The following is an 18670-nucleotide window of genomic DNA, read 5'->3' on the forward strand; positions in this document are numbered from 1 at the left end:
TTTGTTTCGCTAATCAGTTAATCGTACTTATTAACCTATTAGTCATCCCATACTGGCTATAGTCAGGATGTTCAATTTTACGACCGTCAGAGCTAGCTAGGTTGCCGATTTTTTCTAATTCGTCTGCACTTAACTCAACCTTGATGGCATCTAGATTACCTTGCAGGTGATCAGGGTTAGACGTTTTTGGAATAGCCACACGATGCTTGTCTGATAAGATCCAAGCTAGTGAGATTTGTGCTGGTGTTACGTTGTGCTTATCTGCAATCTCTTTAATTACTTCGTTATCAAATACATCACCACGCGCTAATGGCGAGTAGGCCTCTAATAGAATATGATGATTATTCAAAAAGGTCTGCAATGTGTTTTGCTTAATGAACGGATGAAACTCTACTTGGTTCACGACGATAGGCACATCAGCATATTTCTTGGCTTCAATGATATTAGCAATATTGAAGTTTGAAACACCAATATGGCGCGTTAGACCTTGCTTTTGGAGTTCACACAGCGCAGGAATGGTCTCAGATAACGGCACGCGGTCATCAGGCCAGTGCAATAGCAACAGATCGACATAATCTGTACCCAAATCTTCCAAAGAGCGCTTGGCTGCTGCGACCAGTTTTTCTGGTTCAAACTTCATGTCATCTGGAAAAATCTTGGTAGTCAAAAAGAACTTATCACGAGCCACGCCTGATTGTCTGATGCCTTCGCCAACTTCTTTTTCATTACCGTAAGCTTGAGCGGTATCAATATGCTCATACCCCATTTCTAACGCTTTTTTTAACCACGTCCACGCAATCTTGTCCTGTTGACTGCCAAGTACCTAGCTAGGATGGGGATATTTGCTTGTCCAGCGGTACGAATATTATAGTTTTTAGCACTCATATTATTATCCTTATTATTTGTGTCTTATAGCTTTTCATTAGTTTAAAATGTCATCAATAGTGAGATCTAGCTAGTAAATTACTATTGAGCCTGTCTACTATAAGAAAAACCAAAGGTGAGTGGAAGCGTGAGTGACGGTTTCCTACAAAGGGCAAACAGGCTGTAACGTGATTTTTGATAGTTATTTAATGCACAGTTAGTCTTTTAATAACTGTATCGGAAGATAGCAATTCCAAAATCAAAGACAAAAAAACGCCCATCACTCTAAGTCATGGGCGTTTCTATTAATCATAACACCTAAAAAACTAGGTACTTTGATTTAAAGTCTTATTGAGCAGCAGCTTCTGGAGCGTCAGCGCTTTCAGTTTTAGCAGCAGTGTCCGTATGTGCGCTATGATCAGTACCCCAGATTTTTGGGTACTTGTAGCCAGGGAACGTTTCATGAGCGTACTTTTTGAAAGCTTCTGAGTTATAAGCGTTGGTCACATCTTCAACCCATTTTTTACCAGTATCAGCAGATTTGATCGCTGACCAGTTTACATAAGCAAAGCTTGGCTCTTGGAACAATGCTTCGGTCAATTTGATACCAGAGTCAGTAGCATAGTTACCGTTGATAACTGCGAAGTCAACTTCATCACGTGCGCGTGGTAATTGAGCAGCTTCTAGTTCAACGATTTCGATATCGTATTTGCTGTTATCAGCGATATCAGCTTTTGATGCTGTCAATGGATCGATGTTGTCTTTCAATTTGATCCAGCCAAGATCGTTCATCATAACCAAAGCACGAGCAAAGTTACTAGGATCGTTTGGTGCAGAGACACTCATACCTTTAAATGCAGCATCAAGACTGGTCTTTTTACCTGAGTAAATGCCAAGCGGAGCCGTTGGTACTTGGAATGCTTCTACTAGATCAAGATTGTTTTCTTTTTTGAAATTATCAAGATAAGGCTTGTGCTGGAAAATGTTGATATCCAAATCGCCTTCAGCCAATGCAAGGTTAGGACGGACATAGTCAGTAAAAGCAATCAACTCAACTTCATAACCTTGAGCTTCAAGCGTGCCTTTTACTTGGTTACGAACCATATCAGCAAAATCACCCTCAGTCGTACCGATAACAATTTTGGTATGGTCAGGATCGATATCGCTAGCGGCAGTTTCTGCAGTGGCACCCTCGGTTACTGGCTCTTTAGTCGCTTCTGGCGCTGATGAATTGCTGCAACCGACTAAGACTAGACCTGATACACCAACAGCGGCAAATGCGGTAGCTAACTGACGGCTAATATCTGTTAATTTCATAATATGTCCTTAATAATGAATGGGGTTGAGTAAAACGTTTATCGTCTGAACATTAAAAAAGCAACATTATAAATAGTAATGCTGCTTTTGTTGTAAGAGCTGAGATAAGGGTTAAGTGTTGCCAAAAATAAACCTAGTCGCTCGTAAAGTCAAGTATTCTCTAAAGCGGTTTAACGTTTGTCTAAACGATTGGCGAGCCAGTTACCAGAGGCTTGAATCGAGACGACCATGATAGATAGTACAATTACGATAAAAATCATTACCTCAGTTTGATAGCGATAATAGCCATAACGAATGGCTAGATCACCTAAACCGCCACCACCAATCATACCAGCCGCCGCTGAATAAGAGAGCAAGCTGATACAAAGAATAGTGACTGACAATACTAAACCTGAGCGCGCTTCATTGAGTAATACTTTAATAATGGTAAAAGGTCGTGCACCCATCGATTCGGTGGCTTCGATAATACCGCGCGGCACTTCACGTAAATTTTGCTCGACCAAACGCGCAAAATAAAACGAACCAGCGATAGCAAGTACCAGTGATGCAGCGATCGGTCCGATACCTGTACCAACGATGGCCTTGGTAAACGGACTCATCGCAATCATCAAAATCACGAAAGGGAAGGCACGCATAAAGTTGGTAATACCGCCAAGCACACCGTACAACGTCTTGTTTTGCAAAAACTGTCGATCACTAGACAAAAACAAGAATACGCCAAACAGTCCACCGATGACGATTGCGACCGTGGTGGAAATACCAAGCATCACAAACGTATCAATAAATGCGCTCACGATCTCTTTGCGTAACACAAGTAACTTGTCTATAGAGGCGGATAATTCAGTACCAGTTAACATATCTATTTCTCCTGCCTCATTAGTCCTCGACGACTAGGCCTTTGCCAATCGGGGTGGTTGCTTGAATCAGACCATCTTGCACATCCGCAACTTCTAATAGTTGTCCTTGATGCAATAACGCTGCGCGATCACAAAGTCTACGAATCACACTCATCTCATGGGTCACGATGACGATAGTCACGCCAAGTTGCTCATTGATATCGCGCAGACAAGTCAGCAAACTACGGGTCGTTGCAGGGTCAAGCGCACTGGTTGGCTCATCGGCAACAATACTTTTGGACTAGGGGCAATCGCGCGGGCAATACCCACACGCTGTTTTTGTCCACCTGATAGCTGCGCAGGATAGTGACCAGCACGATCGGTCAAATCAACAATCGCAAGACAATCCATAACGCGCTTATGAATGTCGCGACTTGGATAACCAGAGATTTTTAAGTTAAATGCCACGTTGTCAAAAACCGTTTGATTAGACATCAGATTAAACTGCTGAAAAATCATACCGATATTATGACGAGCAATACGCAGCTCACTGGCAGACAGCGTGGTTAGGTCAGTACCGTCTATCACGACTTGACCCGAATCTGGACGTTCAAGCATGTTGATTAGGCGCAATAAGGTAGATTTACCTGCGCCTGAATAACCCATTAGACCAAAGATTTCGCCTTGTTTGATAGTCAGAGATGTCGGCTCAACAGCGGTAAACCAATGTGGTTTGCCGTCTTTGTCTTTGATTGATCGGTCGCTTAAAAAAACTTTTGGTCACATCGTTTAAGACAATCATGTCATTCATGGAGGGCTCAAAATTTAATAAATTTTTTAATGGTCAAAAACGCGTCATCAGGCCTCTTTCAATATGTAAGAAGCTCGTCAAAACGACAACAGTCAATAACCGTATAATAAGGGGCGGTAATATAGCATATTATCAGGCACTTTGGATATGCACATACGTGTCCGACTTATGATTAATAGCTATTAAGAATAAGCAGTTAAAATGCTAAGTATGAAGGTGACAGCGTGATAGCTATCTATATAATAATGGGAATTGATTACTCGTGATAGTTGTAATGAGGGTCATGATGAATTGGGATGGTTACCAAAAATCTAGTATGACCATTTAGCGTATCTGTAATAATGCGCCCTTGATGAGCGGTAACGATTTGTGAGACTAACGATAACCCTAATCCAGAGCCTTTGTTTTTTTGCTGCAAACGTACAAATGGGCTAAAGACTTCTTCTCGCTTGCCTTCAGGGATACCAGTGCCTTCGTCGATTACAGCCAGCACGGCATATTTTGGTAAAGGACGTTCAGGTTCAGTTTTGGCTTTCTTCATATGCTTAGCAAATAAGCCTTCTTTACGCACGACTGCGCCTGAATTTTCACTGTTTGAGTTGTTAGGTTTGGCGTCATCTTTCGTATTATTTGAGCCGTTATTTTTAGTAGCGGTATCAGTAATAGCTTTAGGTGATTGAGCACTATTCTCGATGAGAGTGCCAGTATTCTCGCCTTCTACACTGCTTATAGAGTTTTTTTGATGCTACTTCAGTCGCGTTAGCATTGTTGATATTATCGGCTTCGTTAGTAGGTTCAGTAGAATCTGGAACTGCTTTCCAAATAACTTTCTTAATTCTGTCAGTTAATTCACTAGTAAAGCTGTAATAGTCAGCAAGTAGTGATGATTCGCCAGTAGCAGGTTGGCGTTTGCTAGCATTGTCTATCAAGCTTTCATCTAAAAGGTCGTCATCAATACTGACTTCATCATTGCTCTCATTGCGAGCAGCTATGTCTTCACCGTTTTTATAGATAGTCGGCGTTGGTAGCTCTACTATTGAGTCAGTTGTTTCTGATTTATTTTTGTCAACTGAACTAGTAGCTTCGTGTTTAGCGGTTTGGTGTTCAATTATTTTGGCATCAGCGTTTTCTTCATAATCGTCAAAATCTAAACTGTTGTAATCGACAAAGCTGCTGCATAGCACTGTTTGTAATAGATAGTCAGGTACAGTTCCAGCTTCTTCTATGCTCTGAACACCGTATAGCAATACCGTAACAGGTGGCTTGCCATGTAGCATAGCGTTGGTAAGTAAGTTACGAATCAAATGAGTCAACATTGATGACTGACCATCTATCACGATGTGCTCACCAATGAGCGTGGCTTCAGGATAATGCTGACGCTCTTGATTTACCAAATCGTATAAATCGAGGTTTTCAACTTGCTGTAAAGCATGTCCCGCATCCAAACGGCTAACCAGTAATATGCTTTCTACTAAATCATTAAGACCTGACAAGTCTCTATTAATGGCTTGTGCCCGTTTATCGAACTTTGCTTTGGTATCAGTTGGCAGCGCACCAGCTAGCATATCCATCATTTCAATCTGTAGACGAATACGTGTAATCGGTGTGCGTAGCTCATGAGAGGCATGTGCCAGTAGCAAATTATTGGCATCAATTAAGTGTTCAATTTTTTTGTGCCGCTTGGTTGAATCCACGTGCTAATGCAGCAATTTCATCGTTACCACGTGCATTTACTCGCACCGTAAAATCACCATCACCCAATTGAGTCATTTGTTGGCTCAACTGGTCAATACGCCATGTCATCGTCCGTGCAATCAACCATAGTACACCTGCCATAATGAGCAAGAGTAGTAGCGTACCAGTGAACAAGTTCAAGGCTGCAGAAAGGACAGGTTTTTTTAGGCGTTAGACGTGATTCATACAGTAAGGTATAACCCGTACTGCTATACACTTGAGCTTGCTTGGTAGGTGATGTATCTGCAAGTGAGGGGAAAACGCGCGAGAATAAAGACGGAGTAGGGGGAAGCTCTAGGGGTAGGTCGCTATTGTCGGTTTGCATGAGCAGTCGACCTTCACTGTCATACAATCCCATTTTCGCTTGCAGTGATTCGTCAAAAATATCAAAGCTTTTCTTAACGACAGCCAGCATAAAACGCGACTGCAAACGATTGTCTTTGCTGATAGAAATATTCAATTCATGCAAGAATGGATCGATCTGACCCAGAATCTGTGTGGCTAATATCTCTGAGCGAATACCAGCGTCTTTGTCATGAACAAGTTGGGTCAACAGCACCATTGCCACAGCAAATAAAGTAAGTGCCAGCATAACGCTGGCAAATAGTTTGGCAAATACGGAACGAAAACCCAATTGCTGCATTAAACGATCTCTATTATTAAACGCTTGTACTGACTCATGGTATAGAGTTTACACCATGAGTCAGCTAATTAGGTATCCTTTACGATTACACCTGATCAGTAGCAAATTGATAGCCGACGCCGCGTACAGTAATAATACGTTTTGGCTGGCGTGGATTGTCTTCAATCAAAGCACGTAGACGCGAAATATGTACATCAATTGCACGGTCAATATTGTCTGAGCTGTCATCATTTGGCATCGCTTGCCAGAGTTGCTCACGATTTAACACCTTGCCAGAATGAGTGGCAAAGTAGTGTAACAACTGAAACTGATGCGTGGTTAGACGTACTGGTTGGTCATCGATAGTGACTTCATGACTATCAGGGAACACACTCAAACGACCAAAGGTTAAGCTGTCTGATTGGCTATCGGCTTGATTTGGTTGTTCATGACGACGAATAACCGCACGGATACGAGCTAAAAGCTCACGTGGCTCGAAAGGCTTGGCAATATAATCGTCAGCACCCATCTCCAGCCCCAACACGCGATCAGTTGTATCGCCTTTTGCGGTCAGCATAATAATAGGTACTTTATTGGTCATGTTGTTCTTGTTGCCACGAATCTTTTGACACACTTGCATACCGTCCATATCAGGTAGCATAAGATCCAATACAACCAAATCAATATCGCGCTCTTTGGTGTCTAATAAGTCGAGACCTTCTTGACCAAGCCCAGCATGATGCACATCATAGTAGTTCATGGTCAAATAATCGCTGATCAGCTCAGCCAAATCTGGATCGTCTTCAATCAATAAAATCTGCTTACTCATGGGGTGTCCTCTAATTGTTATTGTGATTTATAAAAATATAACGTTTCTGGTAATAATGACTGTTGGTAATAATAAACAGTTAAACCTCAGCCTCTATGTTTTCAAATATACAGAATAGTGAATAATTAAATATGAGTCGTATTTCAATACTCGGATAATGCTATATATAGTAGGGTCATATTGCCTAATTATGCTGTTACAAAACAAGAGAAGCTTTGTTAATGTTTCTACGCAATGTAACTGTCAGCATAAGCTATTATGACACAATGACTTTTTTTACCTTTAGAATCAACAGGTAAGTCCGCCAAACAAATCAAGCTATCATTGCTCACACCTGCTATCAAATACTGCTGCGTAGTAGGATCGTATTCAACTACTTCAATAGGTTGGCGCGTTAAACGCTGATCTTGACCTATAATCCAAACATTTGCAGTCAATGGTTGTAGCGGCATATAAGGAGGAGTTTGCAACTCTGTCAGATCAACATCATGTAGCGCGCGCTTAGGTACGATAGTACCGACATCTATTTGACCATAATTGACGCGGCCTGTGACTTTCATATTTGGTAATAATTTATCACGACTAACTTCGTTGTCGATGACATTAACATAGACCAAGAGCTTTTTGGGCTGACTGGTCGATACCAGTTTGCTGACCTGTCCCGTAAACTTGTCTGAGACACCTTCGGCGGTAAAATTGACTGTCTGACCAACGGAAAGCTGTGGTTTTGCTTGTATAGGCAGGGTAGCCATAAAGTGCAGTTTGGTCTCGTCACTGATCTGTAGTAGAGACGTGCGCGCCGCTAACTGTTGTCCTGCATCAGCAGATAAGCTTTCTACTCGACCCGAAAAGCTGGCATGAATGGTAATCGAATTATACTGCATATCTTGTTTAGCAGTATTAACGTCTGCATTCTGACTAGTAGGGATGTTGCTATCAGTATCTATCGCAGATTTTGCTTCTAAATTTTTATCATTGTTAGTCTTTCTTACAACAGCGATATCTGTGTTTGGCGCAGCTTGTACGGAATTAAGCGTATCTTCTGAATTAGTTTTATTAATATCGTTGGATTCTACATTGCCTTGTTCAGGCTTTTTCAAATCTTCAGCTTTGCTAGCCGTGCCCACACGCCTAAAGACTAGCAATGGCGTTCCTTTTTCTACCCATTGACCTTCACTAACCAGTGTCTCTTCTATACGAATCGGATGTACCGCAACAAATGTGGTCTGCTTGATAGGTTCGATATTACCTTGTAACCCGAGACTTGGCTGATACCTTGAAGGTTTGATACTCAAGATATGTTCAGGTGTCATGGTGACACTGTCGCTTGTGATGATAATTGGCGTGTCAGCGGTCTCTGCTTCAGTGTCAGTAACAGTCGGTTCATTTACAGGTGACGGCTGACAAGCAGCGATAAATAGTACGCTGAATAAATAAAAGATTTTTCTTAAATGTTTAGAAGCTGTCATAGCAGTCACCATTGTAATCGTCATATTATTATATAGTGAATTGTAACGCGGTGGAACGACTGTAAAATATTTACTAAGCTTAAGAAAGTTGATGATTCAAATACTAGGAAAAGTTAAAGTTATACCTTTAATAAATAAGAACAGCTATTTGTGATACTAATGAGTTCGAACATAATTTTACTAATTACTGGAAAAGCAATAATAACTGTGCTAAAACAAACACTATAAAATGCATTGATACATTTTTATTACAAATGAAAATTATCCAGTAATATCATTGCCAGTTATATACAATACAAAAATATAATAACGCTACCTTCAATTCAAATTTCAATCTATTTATATGTTAGAAAATGGATTTATAGTTAATTAGAATCGTTGTTATATTTGACTTTTCTATTAGATATTCGCGGGGTAAGTTATCTTATTCAAAGCACTCAAATAACGCTAGATTTTGTAAGATTAATAATAATAAAGTGCGTATAGTACGCTATATTGATACCGCGATTAGTCAGTAGGCATCAATTGCAGAAGATTCGCTGTTATAACAAATTTCAACGCAGACAATGCAAATGTAGGTACTTATATCGATCTGACAAGAGATGATATAAAAGTTTAAAATAGCCAAGAAGATTTTGTATTGTTAGATAGCGTTACGAACAAATAGTCGTTTACAGGACAATGAGAATGGAAAATAATTTTGAAGGTTTAAAAGTAATGGTGATTGATGATTCAAAAACCATTCGCCGTACTGCAGAAACTTTATTACAAAAAGCGGGCTGTGAAGTAGTGACAGCTATCGATGGTTTCGATGCGTTAGCAAAGATTGTAGATAACAATCCAGATATTATTTTTGTCGACATTATGATGCCACGTCTAGATGGATATCAGACTTGTGCGCTGATAAAAAAATAACCCTGATTATGCCAATAAACCGGTAATCATGTTGTCATCTAAAGATGGTCTATTTGATAAGGCGCGTGGTCGTATTGTGGGTTCTGATGAGTATCTGACCAAGCCATTTAGTAAAGATGAGCTTTTTGATGCCATTAATCAGTACCGTTAATCGAATAAATATAGACTTACAGGGAGTGATTGATATTATCGCTCCAGATTATTCAATACTGAATAATTATGATTAAAGAATGGCTACCAGTAAATTTATAAGTGCTATTTTTAATCATTTTATCTGAACCATATATCAATATATCTTCACAGATATTTTAGAACTTAAAGGAACCTCCTATGACTACCGTTCTAGTCATTGACGACTCGCCATCAGAAATGGCGAAATTTCGCGATATGCTTGCCAAAAACAACTTCCAAGTGTTGGAAGCGACCAATGGTGAGCAGGGTTGCCAAATGGCAGCTGAACATTTACCAGATGTAATCCTGATGGATGTGGTAATGCCTGAAATGAATGGTTTTCAAGCCACGCGTAAGATCACCCGCGGTAAAACCACTGCTCATATCCCTGTCATCATGATCAGTACCAAAAACCAAGAGACAGATAGAGTTTGGGGCAAGCGTCAAGGCGCTAAAGAATATATGAACAAACCAGTTGATGAAAGTGGTTTGGTCAATATGATTCGTAAAGTGATGGAGTAACTTGTGGCTTCTAGAGGATTTATCGAGCTTCTGCGTTTAGCAGATTTGGCACGTGCGCGCAAAAGCGGTCGCCGCGGTGGCCAAGAGTTTGATTGGCAAGGTGTGGTATTTGAAATAGGTGGGCAACGCTTAGTTGCCCCTATGGGTCAGGTATCAGAGGTATTATCTATGCCAGAATATACTAGCCTACCTCTAGTAAAGCCGTGGATGCTAGGTATTGCCAACATTCGTGGGCGACTATTACCTTTGACAGATCTGTCGCATTTTTGCAAGTACCTAGTCGCTTGACACAAATGAGCCAACGAAAAGTTATCGTCATTGATTATGACAATAACTTTTCAGGACTGCTGGTGGATCAAGTACTTGGTATCGAACAGTTCACACAAGAACAGTATCGTCCAGAAGCCATAGATCCAGAGTCGCCGTTTGCGCCTTATAACCATGGCAAGTTTTTCAAAAATGACCAAGACTGGTATGTATTTATGCCAAGTTTGCTCGCACAAGATCCTCAGTATTCAGATGCTGCAATATAGCTATTAATTATAAAATACCTGTCTGTTAAGTAACGACAGAGAAATAGCGACTGACATAATAGGGTTCGATGTCAGCATTTATACAGGCTTTGCTAATCATTGTTTAGATAACAATACGATTGTCAAAGTCAGCCACAATTAGACTTTGATGACTGTTTGAAAGGAAGACGCAAGATGAGTGATGTGATAAAAAAACCTGTAGCTGGTATGGCCAAAACATCAGCAGATGGCAAAGACGCTGATAGTACTTGGAAGCTATTGTTAGGATTTTTTGTTCTATTAAGTTTGGCTTGTCTGATTTGGCTAGTTAACTCGCTATCATCGGTAAGTCAGTATTTCGATAGTTTCAATCAATCCGTTATCTTGCCAGCGGCTGTATTTGCAATCGGCGCATTAGGGATTGTGTTTGCTTTGTACCAGCTACTGAAACACCGTGGTGGATCAGAGCGATCACTTATTGAGAAAGAAACCTTGCGTCGTCGCCAAGAAGCAGAAGCTGAGTCTGAGCGAGCGCGTCAAATCCAAGAAGAAAACGAACGTAACCAGATTGCTATTCTACGTCTGCTGGATGAGTTGGGTGATTTGGCAGAGGGTGATTTGACCGTTAATGCGACTGTATCAGAAGATTTTACAGGGGCGATTGCTGATTCAGTCAACTTTGCAATTGACCAATTACGACAGCTGGTACTGGTTATTAACAGCACTGCTGACCGAGTATCGCAATCTTCAGATCAAACGCAGATGAATGCTGTTGAACTGGCCGAAGCTTCTGAACACCAAGCACAAGAAATTGCTGGTGTATCAGCCGCTATTAATGAGATGACTGTCTCGATTGATCAGGTTTCAAACAATGCTGCGGAATCTGCAATGGTTGCCCAGCGTTCAGTTGCTATTTCTCACAATGGAGCAGAAGTTGTACAACGCTCTATTGAGGTATGAACGTTATTCGTGACCAGATTCAAGAAACATCAAAACGTATTAAGCGCCTTGGTGAATCTTCGCAAGAGATTGGTGATATCGTTGGACTAATTAACGATATTGCTGACCAGACCAACGTTTTGGCATTGAACGCCGCTATTCAGGCATCGATGGCAGGGGAAGCGGGCCGAGGCTTCGCGGTTGTTGCTGATGAGGTACAGCGTCTGGCTGAGCGTTCAGCGAACGCTACTAAGCAGATTGAAACATTGGTAAAAACCATTCAGGCCGATACCAACGAAGCAGTTATGTCGATGGAATCAACAACTTCTGAAGTTGTACGCGGTGCGCGCTTAGCGCAAGATGCGGGTGAAGCACTAGAAGAAGTACAGAGCGTTTCTAATACTTTGGCTGATTTGATTCAAAACATCTCAAATGCTGCTTTACAACAGGCTGAGTCTGCTGGTCACATTTCTCACACCATGAACATCATTCAAGATATTACCTCGCAAACTTCTTCTGGAACGATGGCAACAGCCCGTTCTATTGGTGAGCTAAGTGAAATGGCAGCAGCACTACAGGAATCGGTAACGGGCTTTAAGGTATCGAACGACGACGAGCTAGTAGATTATGAAGTGTTAGATACGGAAGCCCCATTGAAAGAAAGCGTTTAGTGATTAGTTATTCTGTTAGAGCAAGATTGGTAGCATTTGATTGTTCTGCGTATTGAATAAAGTTGCTGCTGTAAGAATGATAAGAAGAAGCCGTAATCATAGTAGGTGATTTATCTAGCTTAAATAACGTTAATAAGCCAAATCATCTGCTTAATACAGTTGATCTGACATTGGGTAATACTTTGATGAAAGTCGACAGTTTGGATGTGCAGCGATGGCAGAATTACATAGAGCAAGAGACTGGATTTGTGCTGCCAGACATACAGCTACAGTGGCTGGCCAATGCAATCGACTGTACTGCGATGTCGAACGGATTGAGCGTTCGGCAATTATGGTATCAACTATCGAAAAATGATAGGTTGCGTCAGCAGTTGCTAGATAAAGTACTCATTCATGAGAGTCGCTTCTTTCGACATAGACCCTCTATCGACTTTGTCACAGAGTATGCATTGCAGCATCATAAAGCGGACAACATTGATATTTTGTTTCGTATTTGGAGTGTTGGCTGCGCAAGTGGACAAGAAGCTTGGTCATTGGCCATGAGCTTAGCCGCACAGCGATGTCAAAACTATGAAATATTAGGGACAGACATCAGCGAAGAGGCTATTAAAAGCGCACGACTGGGGCAATACGATAACAGGCAGCAATCTTTAATCCCGCAATCGTGTCAGCCGTTCGTTCAGCCGCTGCCATCTAAGATTACATCAAACAGATCGAAGCCTGACACACCAGAAGCGGCTAATAGTATGCAGGAGAATTGGCAGGTAGCACCTGTATTGCAGCCATATGTCAATTTTTCTGTACACAATATTATTGAACAAAAACCACCCACTACGCATCTTCAGAATGTGATTATTTGCCAAAACATGCTGCTATATTTTCGTAAATTTGATCAGCGTGATATTTTGGCACGGTTATCAGAGCAGTGCGCGTTAGAGGGATATATTATATTGGCTCCAGGTGAGGCGTTGTTCTGGCGTCCTTCAAATATGCGCCGCATTGCGCACCCACAGGTTAATGTGTGGCAAAAAAATTAGTGCCTAAATTAGTGCATAGACGAGTTAGGATAAACCTATGAAAAACCAGCCCAATGACATCGTGACATTTCAGTGGTTGCTACCATTATTCAATCAGCAGTTAACACAGATATCTGACGGTTGGCAATTAGGTGAATCTAGCATCGACCATGAACAGCTGATATCAAGTTATCATCAGGTTAGTAGTGCACTCATCATACTTAAGCATCCCTTATTAGCAAATGTTGCTAGCAAGTTGAGTCAACTCGCAGGATTACAAAGTTGTGACGATTTTTCTATTAAAGAGCGCCGTATAGGTCAGTTCTCTCATCGATTATTACAACGAGAGATTAATCAGTATGCGCGTACAGGAATCTATCATAGAGGTCTAATAAGTAGAGCAATTGATGAGCTGACCCAAGCTTTGTCTCAACGAGATATAGAAACTGACATTCTTGTAAACATTAGTGATATTCAGCATGAATACACGAATGATCATGCGAATAACGAAAATATTATCAGTAGTATTGAAGTGGCCGTGCCTACACAACAAGCTACCGCTAGCTTGACAAGTGAACAGTGTCAGCAGTTGCTACTCGTATGGCGTCAGCAAGTACAAGCATTACTGATCACCAATACAAATCAGTCGTCAGCACTCAGTACCTTAGAAAAAGCTAGCCAGTATCTCAGGCAGACAACACAAGATAGTGGTTTACAAAGACTATGGTGTTTAACCGAATTACTGCTAAGCGATCTGGCCCAAAACGAGAAACCACTTCCTGAGCGTTATGCGCCATTATTAGGTCAGCTTGATCAAGTTATAGAATCTTGTGCCCAATCAAATGAAGTACCTTCAACTATAGTTGTAAGATTGACCACCGCAATCTATGTCGAATTGAGTTATCTAGCGCACAGTAGCAAACGTACTCAGTCTATTTTGGATAAAGTATCTCAAAGTAGCACGACAGCGTCTCGTTTTTTACCGCAATTATTAACTCAGCTCGATGCGCTTATTTTCAAACTGGATGATCCAGATAGCTTGGTAGCTCCTTTACAACATATCAGAGAGCAGCTCAAAAACCGAGGCTGGACTTACTACGTGTCTCAGGTGGAATCCATCCTTGCAGATTTGAAACAGTCTCTTGTATCAGAAACGAGTTTTGCGCAAGAGCAGTGGCAAATTGAACGCAAGCTGCAAGAGCTATACAACGCTATTTATAGTACTGAGCAAACCATTTCTCTTAAGATTGGTGATGCGACCTCTTTCGCTACTATGCCTGAAGTGATAAATAGTAACGAGACAGAATTAACAAGTAAACATGACTCTATTCCTACCGATGATGGCCTACGTGAGCTTCGAATTGCAGTAGAAAAGATAAAGCAAAATTTCAACGATTATATACAACATCAAGATATAGGATTATTACCAGCGTCTACTGAGTTTACCAGTATTGGTCAAGCTTTTGACGATATGGAATTGCCAGAAATTCGTCATACTATGGATGATATCGGTAGTCTATTTACACAGTTAACTACTCGTAATGTCACTACCCCGAGCTGGAGTTTGGTGCAGGCGTTGGCTGAGAGCTTAACGTCTATTGAGCTATTACTTGATTATCTTGCGCAGCAGGTTTTTGATCAGCAGTTGCTCACTTTAGCAAATGAACATACGGCCAGAGCAACACAGCTTCTTGATACTGATATCAATTCACCAGAAACGCTTAACGAGACTGTATTCGCTCAAGAGTCAACTGCGACGAATGTTGTACGTTATGATGATAGTGGTGAAATTAGCCCTGTTATCAATACAGACGATGCAAATGTAGTTGAACAAGATAATGTGAGTCTGTCCAACAGTACTGAAAGTGCTGCACTAAAGCAAGCTCGTGAACACGTGAAGCCTGATAACTTTGAAACAGATGAAGATGTCCACGATATCTTTATTGAAGAAGTGACTGAAATTATTACTGATCTTGAAGATTTTCTTCCTATCTGGGCGCAAGACTCACAAGACCTAACACCATTGACTGAAGTGCGTAGAGGTTTTCACACTCTAAAAGGCTCAGGTCGTATGGTTGGTGCCTTTAGTATCAGCGAGATAGCATGGTCAATCGAAAACCTACTCAATCGTTTATTAGATAAAACATTGCCAGTAACAGATGATGTGGTAAATCTAGTGGTTGATACCACAAAAATTCTACCAGCATTGGTAGCAGATTTTTCAGCCCAGCGACCACCAAGCTTTGACCCTGCGATTACTATTTTACAAAGTAGTAATCTTATGAGCCAGCAGCCGGTCAACACTGGTCTGACGCTAACTGAACTTGCTCCTAAAGAGGTTATGTCAGATGAGGCAGAATTAGAAAAATCGCTACTAGAAATTGATGATGTTGATAACGATTCTAATAACGATAGTACTGAGTTGTTACTGACTCGAATAATAAAGAAGCGAATATCAACGAATATCTCTCTACGTTGGATATTCCAGAGAGTCTTGCACCTTTTATTAAAGAGACTAATCAACTACCAGCTGATGCCGACGATGCAGATCCTGATATCAAAGAGATATTTATAGAAGAGGCCAATGAAGTATTGGTAGAAATTGTGCCATTGTATGAAAGCTGGCAGAAATCACCGAGCGATCTAGAGGACTTGAAAGATATTCGCCGTGGTTTCCATACCTTGAAAGGTTCGGGCCGCATGGTAGGTGCTAAATATACAGCGGAATTGGCATGGTCTATAGAAAACATGCTTAACCGTGTTTTAGATAACAGTGTCGCCATCTCAGCTGATATGCGTCAGTTAATTACAGATGTATTGGCAGCTTATCCTGATATGCTCATAGCATTTGAACAGGGTACTCAAGACTATCCGGCTGTAGTTCCAGTGTGGATTGCGTGTGCTGATGCGTATAGCAAACAGCAGGGTAATGGATTTAGCTATGCTGCGTTATTTGCACAGTCAATAGATAGTTCTATAGATAAGATTGAAAAAAACAATGCCATTGTCTGATACAACTGAGACTGGCAATTTTTATGATGACAATAGTAATGAAGCTATAGACTCTACCTTGCAGACTTTTCATTCGGTCAATGAAAGAATGGCCGAGGCAGCGGTTGTCCTTACCCCTCAAACTGAGGAAGAAAAAGCATTTTGTAAGATATTTATTGATGAAGCAGAAGAGCTGCTTGACTGTATCGAACAGTTTGTCAAAGACAATAGAGAACAGCATCATATAGAAATCACAGATGAAATCGTACGCGCATTTCATACTTTGCGCGGCGCTTCTGGTTCTAGTGCTTTGGCTGCTATCAGCGAAGTCAGTGCGACCATCGAGCATAGCTTGGAGTCATTACAACAACAAGATATAGCATGAATGCTCAGCATTTAGCAGCATTAGCCAGTCAGCCACATTAATAGAGGGTTATCTAAATAATTATAAGCAAAATATAGAGCAGCACGATGTATCAACAGAGGACGATGGTTCGCAGAGTCAGCATGATATAGCGTCATTGCAGGCCATGCTTGGTAAGCAATACGTGGCTAATGACACTACTGTCATGACCAATAAGAAACCGACGATAGAAGAGTTATTAGACAGTAATATTGATACGTTGCTCGATGCTGAGTGGGAATTAGATGATGCGTTGAATCATGCTGAGATAGAGTATATTCAAGGTTATATAGAGCAGCAAGTTTCACAAATAGCTTCTATTATGGAAAAAGCGCAACCATTTCCAAAATTTGTCACAATTTTAGATGAGCTGGGTAATGCGTATCGTTATTTAAGTAATCATATCGATATAGCTCAAAATCAAGACATTCAAGCAGTATTACATGCAGGTCACGCTCAACTGATAGGCTTGTTCGATGCCTTAGCTGGCAGTACTTCTTTAAAGATAGATAAACAAGTCATTGATGATCTACAGAGTATCTATCAAGAAAGGGATGAAAACGAAGACGTTGGTTTTATCGTTAGAGCCGTTCCAGCAACTGAGCTACAGTTTGAAACCATTGACACTGATATCGAGCTATTAGAGATATTTTTAGAAGAAGCACAAGAGCTTGATACTGCACTAGATGAAAGCTTCAATAAATGGCGTGCCGATATCACCAATATCAATGCGCTGAAAGTTCTACAGCGTCATTTGCACACGATTAAAGGTGGTGCACGGATGGCCGGTATCCGTAGTATTGGTGATTTGACTCACGAAGCAGAAAGTGTCTACGAGTCTTTTGTAGAAAACCGAAGAGCGCCAACCGCGCAGTGGCTTGAAATTATGCAAATGGTGCAAGACACGATGTCACTACAAGTGATGCATATTGTGAGTCATAAGAAATCTTTCTTTACTCCAGAGCTGATTGAACAGTTGCGTCAGCTTGAAAAAGCAAAAACGTTACCAGAGGTAGTCGATCTAGTCATACCAGTACCAAAAAATCATTTTGAACCTACAGAGCGTAGCATTGCTGTCAATGTTGTTGACAGTGATAATGAGGCAGTGAGTACTCTAAGTCTGGATAGCATGATTAAGCAATCGTGGGCTAACGGACTCCCTGATCCTGATATATTAGCGGTATTTTTAGAAGAAGCAGAAGAGCTTACCAATCGTAATAAGTATCTGCACTTGTTCTTAAAAGACACGAATAATACCACAGCGTTACAAGCGCTCCAACGTGACTTGCATACCATAAAAGGTGGCGCACGAATGGTCACTGCCTCTGGTATTGCTGACTTGGCTCATGAAATGGAGTCAGTTTATACAGACTTTGTCAGTAATCGACGTCCAGCCACCAAAAAAAGTATTAGAGTTGCTGGTTGCAAGTCATGACTGGCTGGCTGATGCAGTATTTATTCTTCAACAACAAGTTAATCCACCAACGCCTACGTTGTTGATTGAAGCATTGGAGCAGTTTGGTAGAAACCCTGATAGCCTAAAAACGATACCTAAAGAGTCTCTACAAGCCCAGCGTGAAGCAATCTTGATTGCCAAAGAAAACCAAGATTCACAGTATCTTGCAAAAGATATCAGTGAAATGCCGTCTATGCTTAGAGATACTCATGAGGAAGATCAGAGCGCTAGTAGCAATGAGATGATTCGTATCTCAGGTGGTTTGATTGAGCACATGATTAATTTATCTGGTGAGTCAGCGATTAACCGTGCTCGTATCGATATGGGTATCAGTAGTCTAACAAACAGTATTGAAGAGATGGGTACGACAGTACAACGCTTGGCAGATCAGCTACGTCGTATGGAGATCGAGCTAGAAGCACAGATTTTGTCTCAGATAGATGAGGAGCTCATCGATAATGAAGACTTTGACCCTCTAGAGATGGATCAATACTCATCTTTGAATCAGCTATCTAAATCTTTAACAGAGTCAGCCTCGGATTTGGTTGATATTAACCATACATTATTAGAAAAAAACCCGTGATAGTGAAAG

14 protein-coding genes and 5 pseudogenes are annotated in these 18670 nt (G+C 41.0%); 10 read left to right on the plus strand and 9 right to left on the minus strand.

All coding sequences use genetic code 11. From position 1 onward, the window contains the following. Positions 1–13: 13 nt before the first annotated feature. The 9 genes and pseudogenes from TT11_RS10305 to TT11_RS10340 all read right to left on the minus strand — a co-directional run bounded on the left by TT11_RS10305 (position 14) and on the right by TT11_RS10340 (position 8482). Positions 14–766 (minus strand): aldo/keto reductase, encoded by a 753-nt coding sequence (locus TT11_RS10305; RefSeq protein ID WP_261870373.1) that lies wholly within the window; start codon positions 764–766, stop codon positions 14–16. 446 nt (positions 767–1212) lie between these two features. Then, a complete protein-coding gene (locus tag TT11_RS10310) occupies positions 1213–2181 on the minus strand; it encodes a MetQ/NlpA family ABC transporter substrate-binding protein (protein WP_261870374.1) in 969 nt (322 codons plus the stop codon). Between the two features lie 170 nt (positions 2182–2351). Next, complete coding sequence (locus TT11_RS10315) at positions 2352–3008, minus strand: methionine ABC transporter permease (protein ID WP_370587210.1); 657 nt, start codon at positions 3006–3008, stop codon at positions 2352–2354. A gap of 49 nt (positions 3009–3057) precedes the next feature. After that, on the minus strand, positions 3058–3258 hold the full coding sequence (locus TT11_RS10320) for a hypothetical protein (protein WP_261870376.1): 201 nt from the start codon (positions 3256–3258) through the stop codon (positions 3058–3060). Beyond that, positions 3252–3683 (minus strand): ATP-binding cassette domain-containing protein, encoded by a 432-nt coding sequence (locus TT11_RS10325; RefSeq protein WP_261870378.1) that lies wholly within the window; start codon positions 3681–3683, stop codon positions 3252–3254. Before TT11_RS10325 ends, TT11_RS10320 begins: the two co-directional genes overlap by 7 nt. 401 nt (positions 3684–4084) lie before the next feature. Next, positions 4085–4721: pseudogene (locus tag TT11_RS17295) on the minus strand (sensor histidine kinase); the annotation flags it as partial. 242 nt (positions 4722–4963) lie between these two features. Then, positions 4964–6205: pseudogene (locus TT11_RS17300) on the minus strand (HAMP domain-containing protein); the annotation flags it as partial. A gap of 85 nt (positions 6206–6290) precedes the next feature. Further along, entirely contained in the window at positions 6291–7013 is a 723-nt protein-coding gene (locus TT11_RS10335; protein ID WP_057761578.1) for a response regulator transcription factor, read from the minus strand. Between the two features lie 227 nt (positions 7014–7240). Then, positions 7241–8482 (minus strand): efflux RND transporter periplasmic adaptor subunit, encoded by a 1242-nt coding sequence (locus TT11_RS10340; protein ID WP_261870380.1) that lies wholly within the window; start codon positions 8480–8482, stop codon positions 7241–7243. Positions 8483–9169: 687 nt separating this feature from the next. Between TT11_RS10340 and pilG the strand changes: the two are divergent. The 10 genes and pseudogenes from pilG (at position 9170) to TT11_RS10390 (ending at position 18661) form a co-directional block, all read left to right on the plus strand. Next, positions 9170–9548, plus strand: a pseudogene (gene pilG, locus TT11_RS10345) (twitching motility response regulator PilG). A 179-nt stretch (positions 9549–9727) separates the two neighbouring features. After that, a complete protein-coding gene (locus tag TT11_RS10350; RefSeq protein ID WP_057761573.1) occupies positions 9728–10090 on the plus strand; it encodes a PleD family two-component system response regulator in 363 nt (120 codons plus the stop codon). 141 nt (positions 10091–10231) lie between these two features. Beyond that, positions 10232–10623: pseudogene (locus tag TT11_RS10355) on the plus strand (chemotaxis protein CheW). A 516-nt stretch (positions 10624–11139) separates the two neighbouring features. Continuing rightward, a pseudogene (locus TT11_RS10360) lies at positions 11140–12212 on the plus strand (methyl-accepting chemotaxis protein); the annotation flags it as partial. A gap of 185 nt (positions 12213–12397) precedes the next feature. Then, complete coding sequence (locus TT11_RS10365) at positions 12398–13249, plus strand: protein-glutamate O-methyltransferase CheR (protein WP_261870381.1); 852 nt, start codon at positions 12398–12400, stop codon at positions 13247–13249. 37 nt (positions 13250–13286) lie between these two features. Then, positions 13287–15803 carry an Hpt domain-containing protein gene (locus TT11_RS10370; RefSeq protein ID WP_261870382.1) on the plus strand — a complete coding sequence of 839 codons (2517 nt, stop codon included), beginning with the start codon at positions 13287–13289 and terminating at the stop codon, positions 15801–15803. Next, positions 15704–16240: an Hpt domain-containing protein gene (locus tag TT11_RS10375; protein WP_261870383.1), complete on the plus strand. Its 537-nt coding sequence runs from the start codon at positions 15704–15706 to the stop codon at positions 16238–16240. Before TT11_RS10370 ends, TT11_RS10375 begins: the two co-directional genes overlap by 100 nt. Continuing rightward, positions 16227–16604, plus strand: coding sequence for an Hpt domain-containing protein (locus tag TT11_RS10380; RefSeq protein ID WP_261870384.1), 378 nt, complete (start codon positions 16227–16229; stop codon positions 16602–16604). The genes TT11_RS10375 and TT11_RS10380 overlap by 14 nt, the downstream gene beginning before the upstream one ends. A gap of 145 nt (positions 16605–16749) precedes the next feature. Beyond that, positions 16750–18057, plus strand: a complete 1308-nt coding sequence (locus TT11_RS10385; protein WP_261870434.1) for an Hpt domain-containing protein — start codon at positions 16750–16752, stop codon at positions 18055–18057. Beyond that, positions 18038–18661, plus strand: a complete 624-nt coding sequence (locus tag TT11_RS10390; RefSeq protein ID WP_261870386.1) for a hypothetical protein — start codon at positions 18038–18040, stop codon at positions 18659–18661. The genes TT11_RS10385 and TT11_RS10390 overlap by 20 nt, the downstream gene beginning before the upstream one ends. The last annotated feature ends 9 nt before the right edge of the window (positions 18662–18670 follow it).

Source organism: Psychrobacter sp. JCM 18901 (assembly GCF_000586435.1).
Classification (GTDB): domain Bacteria; phylum Pseudomonadota; class Gammaproteobacteria; order Pseudomonadales; family Moraxellaceae; genus Psychrobacter.